Origin of the sequence: Janthinobacterium sp. 78 (assembly GCF_003096775.1) — a bacterium.
GTDB classification, from domain to species: Bacteria; Pseudomonadota; Gammaproteobacteria; order Burkholderiales; family Burkholderiaceae_D; genus Janthinobacterium; species Janthinobacterium tructae.
Genome location: NZ_QENT01000001.1, coordinates 4,442,090 through 4,456,934, shown reverse-complemented (window position 1 = coordinate 4,456,934; position 14,845 = coordinate 4,442,090). Strand labels below are relative to the sequence as shown.

Below are 14,845 nucleotides of genomic sequence, written 5' to 3'. Positions count from 1 at the left end.
CGACTTCAGGAGAATCGCTTGAGCCGTTCTAAAAACCGTCGTGTTGTTGTAACCGGCCTGGGCTGTGTTTCACCTGTCGGCAATACTATTGCCGAGGCGTGGAGCGCAATTACCGAAGGTAAATCCGGCATTGCCACGATTACCAAGTTTGATGCATTGCCCTTCACCACGCATTTTGCCGGTGAAGTCAAAGGTTTCAATATCGAAGAGTACATCTCCGGTAAGGAAGCCCGCCACATGGATACCTTTATCCATTACGGCATGGCTGCAGGCATCCAGGCGATGCAGGACTCCGGTCTGGAAGTGACCGAGGAAAACGCCGAGCGCATCGGCGTGATCATCGGTTCCGGTATCGGTGGCTTGCCGCTGATCGAGGAAACCAAATCCGAGTACGAAAAGCGCGGTCCGCGCCGTATCTCGCCATTTTTCGTGCCTGCCTCGATCATTAACATGATTTCTGGCAATCTTTCGATCAAATATGGTCTGAAGGGCCCGAACCTGGCGATCGTGACGGCGTGTACCACCGGTTTGCACAGCATTGGCGCTGCCGCGCGCATGATCGAGTACGGCGATGCCGACGTCATGATTGCCGGTGGTGCTGAATCGACCGTGTCGCCGCTGGGCCTGGGCGGTTTCGCCTCGGCACGTGCCTTGTCGACCCGCAACGACGATCCGGCAACGGCATCGCGTCCGTGGGATACCGACCGCGACGGCTTCGTGCTGGGCGAGGGTGCTGGTGTCATGGTGCTGGAAGAGTACGAGCACGCGGTGGCCCGTGGTGCCAAGATCTATGCCGAAGTGCATGGTTTCGGGATGAGCGCAGATGCTTATCACATGACCTCGCCGCTGGAAGATGGTAGCGGCGGCAGCAAATCGGTGATCGCGGCCCTCAACAACGCAGGCTTGAACCCGGATCAGATTCAGTACCTGAACGCGCACGGCACGTCGACCCCGCAAGGCGACGTGGCGGAAGTGATGGGTATCAAACGCACCTTCGGCGAGCATGCCAAGCATATGGTCGTCAACTCGACGAAGTCGATGACGGGCCATTTGCTGGGCGGCGCGGGCGGTCTGGAAGCGGTGTTTACGGTCCTGGCATTGCACCATCAGGTGTCGCCACCGACCATCAACATCTTCAACCAGGATCCCGCTTGCGATCTCGATTTCTGTGCCAACACGGCGCGGGACATGAAGATCGATTATGCAGTGAAGAATTCGTTCGGCTTCGGCGGAACGAATGGCACGCTGATTTTCGGTAAAGCGAAATAAGCAGGAACTTTCAAGCGCTCACTACGGTCAAATCGTAGTGAGCGCTGATTCGGTCCCAACGTTCGTTGGTGCCTGAATTTGCCCGGCATGGTGCCGGCGCGCCTGATGTTTTTCCCTTTGAGTTGGCAATATGTCGATCGCTGTAGCGGCTGTCATTCGCACGCCTGTCTGTTTGCGCCTGCTGCAAGCGCTACTGGGGCTGTGCGCGCTGCTGGCCGCCTGGCCCTTGAGCGGCGCGTGGCACGTTGCGGCCCTGTCTGGCTCTGGCCTCGGCCCCGCCCAGCTGGTGGGCGGCTATGCGCTGGGCTGGCCCGGTGCGCTATCGAGTGCGGCTGGCGGCGTGTTTTTGCTGGCTTTGCTGCGCCAGCGCAGAAAGCCGCAGGTGCTTGATATTTCGCCGGTCGGCCAGTTGCGGCTGGCGGTATATCTGGAGCATGGCGCGGCGCCGTCCGGCGCGGGGCCGTTGGTGCCGCCAGTGCTGCGCCTGTTGCCGGGTTCGACTCTGTGGCCCTCGCTGCTGGTGCTGTGCCTGGCCAATGCCGCAGGGCGGCGCACGCAAGTGCTGGCGCAGCGTGGCAGCGCTTGCACCGCCTTCCGCCCGCTGGCCGTGGCGTGCCGGGCCATCGCGGCGCGCCGTAGGGAAGAATAAAAATGGGGCGAACACTGAACTTCTTGCAGCGGGCCAACTCTATATCCATACAGGCGCCCACGCTGCATGCGAACAGGGGCATCGGGCGTGAGGACAGAGCGCGAGTATGATCAGTTACTGGTCGAGCGGGTGCAGGCTGGCGACAAACGGGCATTCGATGTGCTGGTATCGAAATATCAGCGCCGCTTGATGCGCTTGGTATCGCGACTTGTGCATGACCCGGCGGAGGCCGAAGATGTGGTGCAGGAAACCTTTATCAAGGCATACCGGGCGCTGCGCCATTTTCGCGGCGATGCCGCCTTCTATACCTGGTTGTATCGCATCGGCATCAATACGGCCAAGAATTATCTCGTCACGCAGGGGCGGCGTGCCGCCACGTCCAGCGATGCCGACGCCGAGCAGGCGGAGTCCTTCGATGATGGTAATAAATTGCGTGACAACAATACGCCCGAATCGGTGCTGGCCAGCAAGCAGATTGCCGCCACCGTCAACGCGGCCATGGAGGTGCTGCCCATCGAGCTGCGCACGGCCATCGTGCTGCGCGAGATCGAGGGCCTCAGCTATGAAGAGATCTCGGAGATCATGGCGTGCCCCATCGGCACCGTGCGCAGCCGCATTTTTCGCGCGCGCGAAGTGATCGCAGAGAAATTGAAACCGTTGTTGGATATGCCGATTGACAAGCGCTGGTAATCTGCGGAGTATGAGCTTGGCATGGCTGCGTCCGGTTTCCGCAACTATCCTCTTGAAATGGCAGGACCCATCATGGATACGCATACACGATTGCACGAGACGATTTCCGCCCTGGCCGATGGCGAGCTGGCTGCGAGCGAACTCGAACTGGCTTTTGCCGCCCTCGACACGGATGAGGGGCGGCAAGCCTGGGATGCCTATCGCCTGATCGGCGACGTGCTGCGCTCGGAGCAGTGCGGCCATGCCCTGAGTGCCCAATTCGACGCGCGCCTGGCCAGCCGGCTGGCCGCCGAGGCGGCGCCTGACGAGCCGCTTATCCGCGCGGTGCCCCTGCTGCCCATCGTGCCGCCGGGCGCTGCCGAGCCGCTGGAGGCGGGGCCGCTGGCGCAACGCTAGCGCTGCATCTGCGACATCTTATGCCCGGCGGGTCTTGACCCTTCACCTGTTCCTGGCCCTCTTGACACTGGACTTCGCTACGATTGACACTGTGTGCAGGCAATATCTTGCTTTTGCGATATATTATTGCTGCCGTGCGCGCGACCAGGTGTGTTTGCCCCCGGGATTCCGTCATGACACCCAATCATGCACGCAGGCAATCGCCGATCCGCGTGTTGATCCGTTTATATACTCGAAAAGATCCTTTCCATGAAAAAAAACATGTGTGCCGCCAGCAAGTCGTTTTCAGTGAAGACGCTTTCCGCCTTATTGTTCGGTACGGCTGGCGTCTTTTTCGCCCCGACCATGCTCGGCCTGGTGCCACAGGCGCAGGCCGCCGTGCCGGCCGTGAAACTGCCTGATTTCTCGGACCTGGTCGACGCCGTTGGCCCGGCCGTGGTGAATATCCGCACCACCGAGCGCCTGAAGATGACTGCGCCCGGCGCGGGCGGCCAGGATGAGCAGGAAATGCAGGAATTTTTGCGTCGCTTCTTTGGCGGCGCCATGCCCACGCCGCGCCAGCAGGCGCCGCGCGGCGGCCGCCGCGGCGTGCCGCAAGAGCAGGAAGTGCAGCGCGGTGTCGGTTCCGGCTTCATCATTTCGGCTGATGGCTACGTGCTGAGCAATGCCCACGTGGTCGACGGCGCCGATGAAGTCTACGTGACCCTGACGGACAAGCGCGAATTCAAGGCCAAGGTCATCGGCACCGATGCGCGCACCGACGTGGCCCTGCTGAAAATCGAGGGCGCCAACCTGCCGCGCCTGACCATCGGCGACTCGAACAAGATCCGCGTGGGCGAGTGGGTGATCGCCATCGGCTCGCCATTCAATCTGGAAAACACGGTGACGGCCGGCATCATTTCCGCCAAGTCCCGCGACACGGGCGACTACTTGCCGCTGATCCAGAGCGATGTGGCCGTCAACCCGGGCAACTCGGGCGGTCCCCTGATCAATATGCGCGGTGAAGTGATCGGCATCAATTCGCAGATCGCCACCCTGTCCGGCGCCTACAACGGCATTTCGTTTGCCGTGCCCATCGATGAAGCCATGCGCGTGGGCGAGCAGCTGAAAAAGACGGGTAAAGTGGTGCGCGGCCGTATCGGCGTGCAGATCGGCGAAGTGAGCAAGGACGTGGCGCAATCGCTGGGCTTGCCCAACGCCAAGGGCGCGCAAGTGTCGATGGTGGAAGAGGGCGGTCCTGCCGACAAGGCGGGCATCAAGCCGGGCGACATCATCCTGAAATTCAATGGCGCCCAGATCGAGCGTTCGTCCGACCTGCCGCGTCTGGTAGGCGGCGCCGCCGTCAACGGCAAGTCCACGGTCACCGTCTGGCGCAAGGGCGCGCAGCAGGATATCGCTGTCACCGTCGTCGAGCTGGAAGCCGAGAAGACGGCGAAGAAGGGCGCCCGGGAGCCGGAAGCGCAAGCCGTCAATGCACTGGGACTGAAGGTCAGTGACGTGCCAGCCGCGAAGAAGCAGGAGTTGAAGATCGACGCGGGCGTGCTGGTCGACGACGCGGTCGGCGTGGCGGCCCTGGCCGGCCTGCAGCCTGGCGATGTGATCTTGCAATTGAACAACGTTGCCGTGAAAGATGCCAAGCAGTTCAATGCCCTGGTGGCCAAGCTCGATCCGAAGAAGTCGTCGGCCGTGCTGGTGCGCCGTGGCGATGTGGCGCTATTCGTTTCGCTGCGTCCGTCGGCGAAGTAACTTTTCAACCCGCACCCCGCAAAGGCTGGGGTCGGTCCCTTCAGGATCGGAATTCAAGCCACTGGCTTGAATTCCCCCGTCGGGTCCGACCCCGGTCGTCGTTCTTGGGGTTATTCCAGTATTCCATGCATTTCACTCTCTATTCCCGCAGTTATTGCCACCTTTGCCAGGATATGCTCGACGCGTTGCTCCTGCTGCAGCCGCCTGACAAACCGTTTACGGTCGAGGTGATCGATATCGATACGTCGCCCGATACATCGCTGCTGGCGCGTTTCGATGAGCTGGTGCCGGTGCTGTTCGGCGACCTGGCGCAACCCGATCTATGCCATTATTTCCTGGACGAGGCCGCCGTCCGGCGCTGCCTGGTGTAGCTTAAATACCAATATTGTCACTGCATTGCAGCATTCCGCTGCTGGAAACAGCTGAAAATGTCGGCTTGCCCGCTGCCGGCCTCTGAAAGACGGGCTTTCCGCTCTGAAATCCGGTAAAATGGGGAGGTCGAAAAAGCTACTGTCCGAGGCAGCAGCTTCTGTCGCTTCAAAAGCGCTCGCCTGGGCATGCAGATGTCCTGCTCGGAGCGCTTTTTTCATCATGAGTGGGGCGCCTGGTTTCGGCCCTGTTTGGCCCGGACATGATCCCCTTGATTCCTGTTAAAGCAGTGTTGTCACTCGCACATATATTAGTTAATGAATAACATACGCAACTTCTCCATCATCGCCCATATTGACCACGGTAAATCGACCCTGGCTGACCGCATCATTCAATTGTGCGGCGGCTTGTCCGACCGCGAGATGGAGGCGCAGGTGCTCGATTCGATGGATCTGGAGCGCGAGCGCGGCATTACCATCAAGGCGCAAACGGCGGCCCTGCACTACAAGGCGCGCAATGGCCAGATCTACAACCTGAACCTGATCGATACGCCAGGCCACGTCGACTTCAGCTATGAAGTGTCGCGCTCGCTGTCGGCGTGCGAAGGCGCGCTGCTGGTGGTGGACGCATCGCAAGGCGTGGAAGCGCAAACGGTCGCCAACTGCTACACGGCGCTGGACCTGGGCGTGGAAGTGGTGCCGGTCCTTAACAAGATCGACTTGCCGAACGCGGACCCACCGAACGCCATTGCCGAGATCGAAGACGTGATCGGTATCGACGCTGCCGACGCCGTGCATTGCTCGGCCAAGACGGGCTTCGGCGTGCTGGACGTGCTCGAGCAACTGATCGTCAAGGTACCGCCACCGAAGGGCGACCCCGATGCGCCGCTGCAGGCGCTGATCGTCGACTCCTGGTATGACGCCTATGTGGGCGTGGTGATGCTGGTGCGCGTGGTCAACGGCACCCTGAAGCCGAAAGACAAGATCCGCCTGATGGCCACCGATTCGGTGCAACTGGTGGAAGACATCGGCGTATTTTCGCCCCGTTCGCAATCGCTGCCGCAATTGTCGGCAGGCCAGGTGGGTTTCATCATCGCCGGCATCAAGGAATTGAAAGCGGCGAAAGTGGGTGATACCGTCACCCTGGTCAGCCGTCCTGCCGCCGCGCCATTGCCTGGCTTCAAGGAAGTGCAGCCGCAAGTGTTCGCCGGCCTGTTCCCGGTCGAAGCGAACCAGTACGACGCGTTGCGCGACTCGCTGGAAAAGCTGAAACTGAACGACGCGGCCCTGATGTACGAGCCGGAAGTGTCGCAGGCGCTGGGCTTCGGCTTCCGCTGCGGCTTCCTGGGCTTGCTGCACATGGAAATCGTGCAGGAACGCCTCGAGCGCGAATTCGACATGGACCTGATCACCACGGCGCCCACCGTGGTGTACGAAGTGATCCAGCGTGACGGCACCTTGATCAACGTCGACAATCCATCGAAGATGCCCGATCCTTCGCGCATCGAGGAAGTGCGCGAGCCTATCGTCACGGTCAATCTGTACATGCCGCAGGAATACGTGGGCTCCGTGATTACCCTGTGTATCGGCAAGCGCGGCATCCAGATGGACATGAGCTACCACGGCCGCCAGGTCAAGCTGGTCTACGAAATGCCGATGGCCGAGATCGTGCTGGACTTCTTTGACCGCCTGAAATCGACGTCGCGCGGCTATGCCTCGATGGATTACGAGTTCAAGGAATACCGCGCGGCCGACGTGGTCAAGGTCGACATGCTGATCAACAGCGAAAAAGTCGATGCGCTGGCCATCATCGTCCACCGTTCGAACAGCCAGTACCGTGGCCGCCAGGTGGCCGCCAAGATGCGTGAACTGATCCCGCGCCAGATGTTCGACGTGGCCATCCAGGCGACCATCGGCGCCAACATCATTTCGCGCGAGAACGTGAAAGCCTTGCGCAAGAACGTGCTGGCGAAGTGCTATGGCGGCGACATCAGCCGCAAGAAAAAATTGCTGGAGAAACAAAAAGCGGGTAAGAAACGCATGAAGCAAGTGGGTTCCGTGGAGATCCCGCAAGAGGCATTCCTGGCAATTTTACAAGTGGATGGTTGATCAATGAACCTGCAAGTGATTTTAGGAAATTTCGCTTTAATCCTGTTCGTGCTGATGCTGTTGACGGGCCTGGTCTGGTGCCTGGATGTATTTTATCTGTCCAGGCAGCGCCGCCAGGCGGCCGACCTTGCCCTGGCCGAGTTCGACGCGCGCCAGTCCAAGCTGGCCGCCGAGGGCATCAAGTCCGATGCGGGCGGCAGCCGCGCGACCATCGAGGCAGCGCTGTTGCGCCAGCCGACCTGGGTCGAGTATTCGGGTAGTTTCTTCCCCGTCATCGCCCTGGTGTTCTGTCTGCGCTCGTTCCTCTACGAGCCATTCAAGATCCCGTCGAGCTCGATGGTGCCGACCTTGCTGGTGGGCGACCTTATCCTGGTCAACAAGTTCACTTATGGCATCCGTTTGCCGATCATCAACAAGCGTATCATTGAAGTCAACGATCCGCAGCGCGGCGACGTGATGGTGTTCAAGTACCCGAAAGATATGTCGCAAGACTACATCAAGCGCGTGATCGGCGTACCCGGTGATAAAATCACCTATGAAAACAAGCGCTTGACGGTCAACGGCAAGGAAGTGCAGTACACCCCGCTGGACGACTACCTCGATGACGAAAGCACGGTGTACCACAAGCAGTTGGAAGAAAATCTGACGGGCGTGAGCCACCGCATCCTCAACGACGAGCCTGCTCCCACGTTGAACTTGCGCGAAGTGAAGGATTTCCCGCACAAGGATGCGTGCAACTACAACGAGGATGGTTTTACGTGTGTGGTGCCACAAGGCAATTACTTCATGATGGGCGATAACCGCGACAATAGCGCGGACAGCCGCTACTGGGGTTTCGTGCCGAACGAGAACATCGTCGGCAAGGCTTTCCTGGTGTGGATGAACTTCAGCAACCCGAAACGCGTGGGCGGCATCCACTAGGCCGCTCCTATGGCTGCCGCGCCGACTCCCCGCGCGGCGGCCAGCCGAATTACTCAGATGATACAGAAACAACAATGAATCTTCAGCTATTGCAAACCCGTTTAGGCTATACGTTCCAGGATGCTGGCCTGTTGCAGCAAGCCTTGACGCATCGTAGCCACAGCAGTTTGCATAATGAGCGGCTGGAATTCCTCGGCGACTCCATTCTCAACTGCGTGGTCGCTTCCATCCTGTACGAACGCTTCAAGACCATCGACGAGGGCGACCTGTCGCGCTTGCGCGCGAATTTGGTGAAACAGCAGTCGCTGTATGAAATCGCGCAAAAGCTGGAATTGTCGCAATTCCTGCGCCTCGGTGAAGGTGAGCTCAAATCGGGCGGTTTCCGCCGTCCTTCGATCCTTGCCGATACGCTGGAAGCCTTGCTGGGCGCGATTTTCCTCGATACGGGCTTCGATGCGGCCAGCACGGTGATCCGCGCCTTTTACATACCCATCCTCGACTCGGTCGATCCGCAAACCCTGGGCAAGGATGCCAAGACCCTGCTGCAGGAGTTTTTGCAAAGCAAGAAAATTTCGCTGCCACAGTACAACGTGGTGGCCACCCATGGCGCCGCCCACAGCCAGGAATTCGAAATCGAATGCCTGGTGCCGAAATTGAATATCCAGGTCTACGGCCGTGGCGGAAGCCGCCGCGCCGGTGAGCAAGCCGCCGCCAAACTGGCGCTGGACGTGGCCGAGCAGGCGCTGTTGAAGTCGCCTGCCGCCAGCCGCAAGCCCAAACCGCGCGCCGCCCAGCTCAAGCTGGCCGGCATTGCCACCATCCAGAGCGACAACGCGCAAGCTCCTGCAGCCCCGGCGATCGCCGCTCACACTAAACAGAATCGACACTAGCATGATAGCCACCAAAATGCCCGACAACTTCCGCTGTGGCTATATCGCCATCGTGGGCCGCCCCAACGTGGGCAAATCGACCCTGATGAACGTGCTGATCGGCGCGAAGGTCAGCATCACTTCGCGCAAGGCGCAAACCACGCGTCACCGCATCACGGGTATCCAGACGGTGCCGGACGCGCAATTCATCTACGTCGACACGCCTGGCTTCCAGACGCGCCACTCGAACGCGCTGAACAAGACGCTGAACAAGACCGTCACCAACACGCTGATTTCCTCGGACGTGATTTTGTACGTCATCGAGGCGGGCACCTTCGGCCCGGCCGACCAGCAAGTGATGGACCTGCTGCCGAAGGAAGTGCCATGCATCTTGGTCATCAACAAATCCGACCGCGTGAAGGATAAGGCCGTATTGTTGCCGTTCGCGCAAAAGATCGCCGCCATGCGCGACTTTGCCGCCATCGTGCCCGTGTCCGCCAAGCTGCATTTCCAGCTGGAAGGCTTGCAGAACGAAATCAAGCGCTTCTTGCCGGAAAACCAGCCGATCTTTGGCCCGGATGACATCACGGATCGCAGCGAAAAATTCCTGGCCTCGGAAATCGTGCGCGAAAAACTCTTCCGCTTCGTGGGTGACGAACTGCCGTACACGAGCACCGTGCTGATCGAGAAATTCGAGCAGGAAGGCGATCTGCGCCGCGTGTTCGCCGCCATCCTGGTCGAGCGCGATACGCATAAATCCATGGTCATCGGCAACAAGGGCGCGCGCCTGAAGGAAGTCTCCACCCAGGCCCGCCTGGACATGGAAAAGCTGTTTGGCGGCCCCGTGTACCTGGAAATCTGGATCAAGGTCAAATCGGGCTGGGCCGATAACGAGGCGGGCTTGCGCGCCTACGGCTACGAGTAATCCGCAACCCGGGGGCGACGCTACACGCATGAGCACCACCACGCCAGCGCAGCCTGACTTCGCGCCAGCCTCACTCGCCCCCTCTACGCCGGCTGCACCTTCCGCAGCGCCTCCCCGGCGCAGCCGTCCGCCCGCTCGCGACGGCCGCATCACGGGCCAGCCAGCCTTCGTGCTGCACAGCTACCCGCATAAAGAAACCAGCCTCATCGTCGACGTGTTTACACGCGAATACGGCCGCATCGCGCTCGTCGCCAAGGGCGCCAAGCGGCCCCATTCGCAGTTGCGCGGCGTGCTGCAGACGTTTCAACCGCTGCAGGCGGGCTGGACGGGTAAATCCGAGCTGCGCATCTTGACGGGCGCCGAGTGGGTGGGCGGCATGCTGCCGCTGGAAAAGACGGCGCTGCTGTGCGGCTTTTATCTGAACGAATTGCTGGTCAAACTGCTGGCGCGCGACGATCCGCATCCCGTCCTGTTCGACCACTACGTTGCCACCTTGAATCAGCTGGCGCACAATGAGCCGCCGCCGATCGTGCTGCGCAAGTTCGAGCGCGCTCTGCTCAAGGAAACGGGCGTGGCGGCCGACCTGACGCGCTGCACGGGCACGCGCCAGGCCGTCGAAGCGGGGCAGGTCTACGTGGTCGACCCGGAACGGGGACCGCGCCCGGCGCGCGCCAGCGATGCCTGGCCGAAGATCACGGGCAAGACCCTGCTCGACATGGAGCGCGAAGATTATCTTGACGTGGCCACGCAGGCGCAAAGCAAGCTGCTGATGCGCTTTTTGCTGGCCCATCAACTGGGGGGCGCCACCTTGAACACGCGCCAGATACTGATCGATTTAATGCAGCTGTAGCGGCGGTTTGCCGCACAACAGCACTTTACGGATACCATCACCATGAGCTTTTTGCAGCCTTCCGGCCCCGTCATCGACCTGGGCGTCAATATCGACCACGTGGCCACCTTGCGCAATGCGCGCGGCACCGCCTATCCGGACCCGATCCGCGCGGCCCTGCTGGCCGAGCAGGCGGGCGCCGACGCCATCACCCTGCATTTGCGCGAAGACCGCCGCCACATCAAGGATGCGGACGTGATCGCCATCGCGCCGCAATTGCTCACGCGCATGAACCTGGAAGCGGCCGTGACGGCCGAGATGATCGACTTCGCCTGCCGCATCCGTCCTGCCGACGTCTGCCTGGTGCCGGAAAAACGCACGGAAGTGACGACCGAAGGGGGGCTGGACGTGGTGCGCTACTTCAAGGAAGTGCAGGCTGCCGTCCAGCAATTGCAGGGCGAGGGCATCCGCGTGAGCCTGTTTATCGATGCCGACGAGCAGCAGATCGCCGCCGCTGCCGAACTCGGTGCGCCCGTGATCGAGCTGCACACGGGGCGCTACGCCGATACGGCAGGCGCCGAGCAGTTGGCGGAGCTGGAACGTATCAAGGCGGGCGTGCTGTTCGGCGTGGGCCGTGGCTTGAAGGTCAATGCGGGCCATGGCTTGCATTACACCAATGTGCAAGCGATCGCCGCCATTCCCGATATTACCGAACTGAACATCGGCCATGCCATCGTCGCGCATGCCGTATTTGTCGGCTGGGAAAACGCCGTGCGCGAAATGAAGGCCATCATGGTGGCGGCACGCCTGGGCCACAGGGACTGACAAGGGAGCGCAGCATGATCTACGGCATCGGTACCGATATCTGCAAGATCCCCCGCATCGAGGCGGCGCTGGCGCGCCATGGCGAGCGTTTCGCGCAGAAAATACTGGGGCTGCAGGAGATGGAGAAATTCCGCGCCCGCAGTGCGAAAAACGCCGTGCGCGGCGTGCGCTTCCTGGCCACCCGCTTTGCGGCCAAGGAGGCGTTTTCCAAGGCCATCGGCCTGGGCTTGCGCATGCCGATGACCTGGCCTGCCGCGCAGATGCTGAATCACCCCAGCGGCAAACCGATGATCGTCTGCAGCGGCGTGCTGGCGGACTTCATGGAGAAAAACCGGCTGAGTGCGCAAGTGACCATCAGCGATGAAGAAGAATATGCGGTCGCATTCGTGATCGTGGAGCAAGCAGCGCAAGAATGAGCCAGCAATGACCGAAGCAAGCCCAGAATCTTCCTTGGCGGAAACGCCACCCGACCCGCGCGCACAGGTGCTGGCCACCGTCGCCAAGCTGCCGAATTTGCCTGGCGTGTACCGCTATTTCGACGCCGCCGACAAGGTGTTGTATGTCGGCAAGGCGCGCGACCTGAAAAAGCGCGTTTCCAGCTATTTCCAGAAAAACCTGGCCAGCCCCCGCATCGCCATGATGGTCGAGCGCATCGCGCGCCTGGAAACGACCGTCACGCACAGCGAAGCGGAAGCCCTGATCCTGGAAAACAACCTGATCAAGGCGCTGCAGCCGCGCTACAACATCCTGTTCCGCGACGACAAGTCGTATCCGTATCTGAAAATCACCAATGGTGATGCGCCGCGCATGGTGTATTACCGGGGCGCGGTGGACAAGAAAAACCAGTATTTCGGGCCGTTCCCCAGTTCCTGGGCCGTCAAGGAATCGATGCAGATCCTGCAAAAGGTGTTCCTGATCCGCACCTGCGAGGACAGCGTCTACGCGAATCGCACGCGGCCCTGCCTGCTGCACCAGATCGGCCGCTGCAGCGCGCCGTGCGTGGACCTGATCAGCAAGGAAGACTATAAAAACGATGTGGAAAACGCGGCGCGCTTCCTGCGCGGGCGCCAGAGCGAAGTGATGGCCGACCTGGAAAAGAAGATGCACGCCTTTGCCGCCGAGCTGAAATTCGAGCAGGCCGTGGTGGTGCGCAACCAGATCGCTTCGCTGTCGCGCGTGCTGCATCAGCAAAGCATGGAAACGACGGGCGATGCCGACGTCGACATCCTCGCCGTGCTGGTGCAGGGCGGGCGCGCCTGTGTCAATCTGGCTATGGTGCGCGGCGGGCGCCACCTGGGCGACCGCGCCTATTTCCCCAGCCAGCTCAGCGATGCGGCGGCGATTGCCGAAGAGCCGATCGAGGTGGAAGTGCTGGCCGCCTTCCTGGCGCAGCATTACACGGAAAAATTCATCCCCGGCACCCTGATCCTGAATATCGAGTTCGATCAGCCGGCCCTGATGGTGGCGCTGATGGAGCAGTGCGGCCACCGCATCAACCTGATCTTCCAGCCGCAGGGGCAGCGCCGCCAGTGGCTGGAGATGGCGCAAAAGGGCGCCGAGATTTCGCTGGCGCGCTTGCTGTCCGAGCAAGGTTCGCAGCAGTCGCGCACGCGCGCGCTGGCCGAAGCGCTGCGCCTGGAAACGGAAGACCTCGACAGCCTGCGCGTCGAGTGTTTCGACATCAGCCACACGCAGGGCGAGGCGACGCAAGCCTCGTGCGTGGTGTTCCACCACCACGCCATGCAGAACGGCGAATACCGGCGCTACAACATCAACGACATCACGCCCGGCGACGATTACGCGGCCATGCGCCAGGTCTTGATGCGCCGCTACGAGAAGGTAGCGAATGGCGACGGGGTGATGCCCGACGTGGTGCTGATCGATGGCGGCAAGGGGCAGATCGAAATGGCGCGCCAGGTGTTCGCTGAACTGGGACTCGATATCAGCTTGATTGTCGGCGTGGCCAAGGGAGAAGGGCGCAAGGTGGGCCTGGAAACGCTGCTGTTCGTCGATGGCCGCGCGGCGCAGGAACTGGGCAAGGAATCGGCGGCGCTGATGCTGATCGCGCAAATCCGCGACGAGGCGCATCGCTTCGCCATTACCGGCATGCGCGCCAAGCGCGCCAAGACGCGCCAGACCTCGCGCCTGGAAGAGATCGAAGGCATCGGCGCCAAGCGCCGGCAGAAGCTGCTGTCGCGCTTTGGCGGCTTGCGCGGCGTGGTCGATGCCAGCGTCGAGGATCTGATGTCGGTGGAGGGGATTTCCACGCAACTGGCGGAAGAGATTTACAAGCAGCTGCATTAGAACGCCCCACCAAACCTACTGCGCGTCGCGACTTGCGGCCTGCGATGCTCACTGTGCTCAAGCACAGTTGCGCTTCTCGGTCGCAATTCGCTGCCGCTCGCTACGGTTTTGTGAGGGTTCTATGGCGGCCTGGTCCGGTGCTGCGGCAAGCGGACTAGGCTAATACCCTGGGGCCATGTAGACTAGTGGCGCTTTCTTCATGTTTAATTTACCCGTCGGCCGATTGCTTCCTTATGCCTTTTAATATTCCCATTCTGTTGACCTGGCTGCGCGTGGCCCTGATCCCGCTGGTCGTTGGCGTGTTTTACCTGCCGCCGTCGATGCTGCTGCATGGCGACCAGAACCTGGTTGCCACCCTGGTATTCATTGTTGCCGCCGTCACCGACTGGTTCGATGGTTTTCTGGCGCGGCGCTGGAACCAGACCTCGGCCTTCGGTGCCTTTCTCGACCCCGTGGCCGACAAGCTGATGGTGGCCGGCGCCTTGCTGGTGCTGGTACAGCTGGACCGTGTCAATGCCGTGCTGGCCTTCATCATCATCGGCCGCGAAATCACCATTTCCGCCTTGCGCGAATGGATGGCGCAGATAGGTGCATCGAAATCGGTGGCCGTCAGCTCGATCGGCAAGATCAAGACGGCCGCGCAAATGACGGCCATTCCCTTGCTGCTGTACCACGAAGTGATCTTCGGCGCGATCGATACGCACGTGTGGGGCGAACGCCTGCTGTGGATCGCCTGCGTGCTGACGGTGTGGTCGATGTTCTATTACCTGCGCCTGGCATGGCCCTTGATCAAGGAAAAGGCCGGCAATTTGCATTGAAGCGTTTAGCCCAAACGCAAGAGCTGGGGTCAGACCCAAAGGGTCTGACCCCAAATATTTTGCAAAAGACCAGATATTGCCCGTTGACAGCACCTGGAATCCCTCTATAATGCTGGCCTGTTGTTGA

General features: G+C 60.9%; 15 protein-coding genes. All 15 read left to right on the top strand.

The genetic code is table 11. From position 1 onward, the window contains the following. Nucleotides 1–18 precede the first annotated feature (18 nt). The 15 genes from fabF to pgsA all read left to right on the top strand — a co-directional run bounded on the left by fabF (nucleotide 19) and on the right by pgsA (nucleotide 14,718). The gene (fabF, locus tag C8C92_RS19575) at nucleotides 19–1,269 is read left to right on the top strand and encodes a beta-ketoacyl-ACP synthase II (protein WP_099763134.1); all 1,251 of its coding nucleotides are present in this window, start codon (nucleotides 19–21) and stop codon (nucleotides 1,267–1,269) included. Between the two features lie 130 nt (nucleotides 1,270–1,399). Continuing rightward, nucleotides 1,400–1,918, top strand: coding sequence for a hypothetical protein (locus tag C8C92_RS19570; protein ID WP_116745009.1), 519 nt, complete (start codon nucleotides 1,400–1,402; stop codon nucleotides 1,916–1,918). Nucleotides 1,919–1,984: 66 nt separating this feature from the next. Beyond that, the gene (rpoE, locus tag C8C92_RS19565) at nucleotides 1,985–2,608 is read left to right on the top strand and encodes an RNA polymerase sigma factor RpoE (protein WP_071076481.1); all 624 of its coding nucleotides are present in this window, start codon (nucleotides 1,985–1,987) and stop codon (nucleotides 2,606–2,608) included. Nucleotides 2,609–2,680: 72 nt separating this feature from the next. Further along, nucleotides 2,681–3,004 (top strand): sigma-E factor negative regulatory protein, encoded by a 324-nt coding sequence (locus C8C92_RS19560; protein WP_243420293.1) that lies wholly within the window; start codon nucleotides 2,681–2,683, stop codon nucleotides 3,002–3,004. A gap of 249 nt (nucleotides 3,005–3,253) precedes the next feature. After that, nucleotides 3,254–4,750, top strand: a complete 1,497-nt coding sequence (locus C8C92_RS19555) for a DegQ family serine endoprotease (protein WP_116745008.1) — start codon at nucleotides 3,254–3,256, stop codon at nucleotides 4,748–4,750. 125 nt (nucleotides 4,751–4,875) lie between these two features. Beyond that, a complete protein-coding gene (locus C8C92_RS19550; RefSeq protein ID WP_099764517.1) occupies nucleotides 4,876–5,121 on the top strand; it encodes a glutaredoxin family protein in 246 nt (81 codons plus the stop codon). 315 nt (nucleotides 5,122–5,436) lie between these two features. Beyond that, nucleotides 5,437–7,227: a translation elongation factor 4 gene (gene lepA, locus C8C92_RS19545; protein ID WP_096236434.1), complete on the top strand. Its 1,791-nt coding sequence runs from the start codon at nucleotides 5,437–5,439 to the stop codon at nucleotides 7,225–7,227. A 3-nt stretch (nucleotides 7,228–7,230) separates the two neighbouring features. Next, the gene (gene lepB / locus C8C92_RS19540; protein WP_099763137.1) at nucleotides 7,231–8,148 is read left to right on the top strand and encodes a signal peptidase I; all 918 of its coding nucleotides are present in this window, start codon (nucleotides 7,231–7,233) and stop codon (nucleotides 8,146–8,148) included. A gap of 74 nt (nucleotides 8,149–8,222) precedes the next feature. Continuing rightward, nucleotides 8,223–9,038, top strand: coding sequence for a ribonuclease III (gene rnc / locus C8C92_RS19535; RefSeq protein WP_099763138.1), 816 nt, complete (start codon nucleotides 8,223–8,225; stop codon nucleotides 9,036–9,038). A 1-nt stretch (nucleotide 9,039) separates the two neighbouring features. Beyond that, the gene (era, locus tag C8C92_RS19530) at nucleotides 9,040–9,942 is read left to right on the top strand and encodes a GTPase Era (RefSeq protein ID WP_116745007.1); all 903 of its coding nucleotides are present in this window, start codon (nucleotides 9,040–9,042) and stop codon (nucleotides 9,940–9,942) included. Nucleotides 9,943–9,970: 28 nt separating this feature from the next. Beyond that, a complete protein-coding gene (gene recO / locus C8C92_RS19525) occupies nucleotides 9,971–10,792 on the top strand; it encodes a DNA repair protein RecO (RefSeq protein WP_099763139.1) in 822 nt (273 codons plus the stop codon). Between the two features lie 42 nt (nucleotides 10,793–10,834). Beyond that, nucleotides 10,835–11,596 (top strand): pyridoxine 5'-phosphate synthase, encoded by a 762-nt coding sequence (gene pdxJ / locus C8C92_RS19520; RefSeq protein WP_116745006.1) that lies wholly within the window; start codon nucleotides 10,835–10,837, stop codon nucleotides 11,594–11,596. Nucleotides 11,597–11,610: 14 nt separating this feature from the next. Next, nucleotides 11,611–12,012: a holo-ACP synthase gene (gene acpS, locus C8C92_RS19515; RefSeq protein ID WP_116745005.1), complete on the top strand. Its 402-nt coding sequence runs from the start codon at nucleotides 11,611–11,613 to the stop codon at nucleotides 12,010–12,012. A gap of 7 nt (nucleotides 12,013–12,019) precedes the next feature. After that, nucleotides 12,020–13,900, top strand: coding sequence for an excinuclease ABC subunit UvrC (gene uvrC / locus C8C92_RS19510; protein WP_077406680.1), 1,881 nt, complete (start codon nucleotides 12,020–12,022; stop codon nucleotides 13,898–13,900). A gap of 233 nt (nucleotides 13,901–14,133) precedes the next feature. Next, the gene (pgsA, locus tag C8C92_RS19505) at nucleotides 14,134–14,718 is read left to right on the top strand and encodes a CDP-diacylglycerol--glycerol-3-phosphate 3-phosphatidyltransferase (RefSeq protein ID WP_071322919.1); all 585 of its coding nucleotides are present in this window, start codon (nucleotides 14,134–14,136) and stop codon (nucleotides 14,716–14,718) included. Nucleotides 14,719–14,845 lie beyond the last annotated feature (127 nt).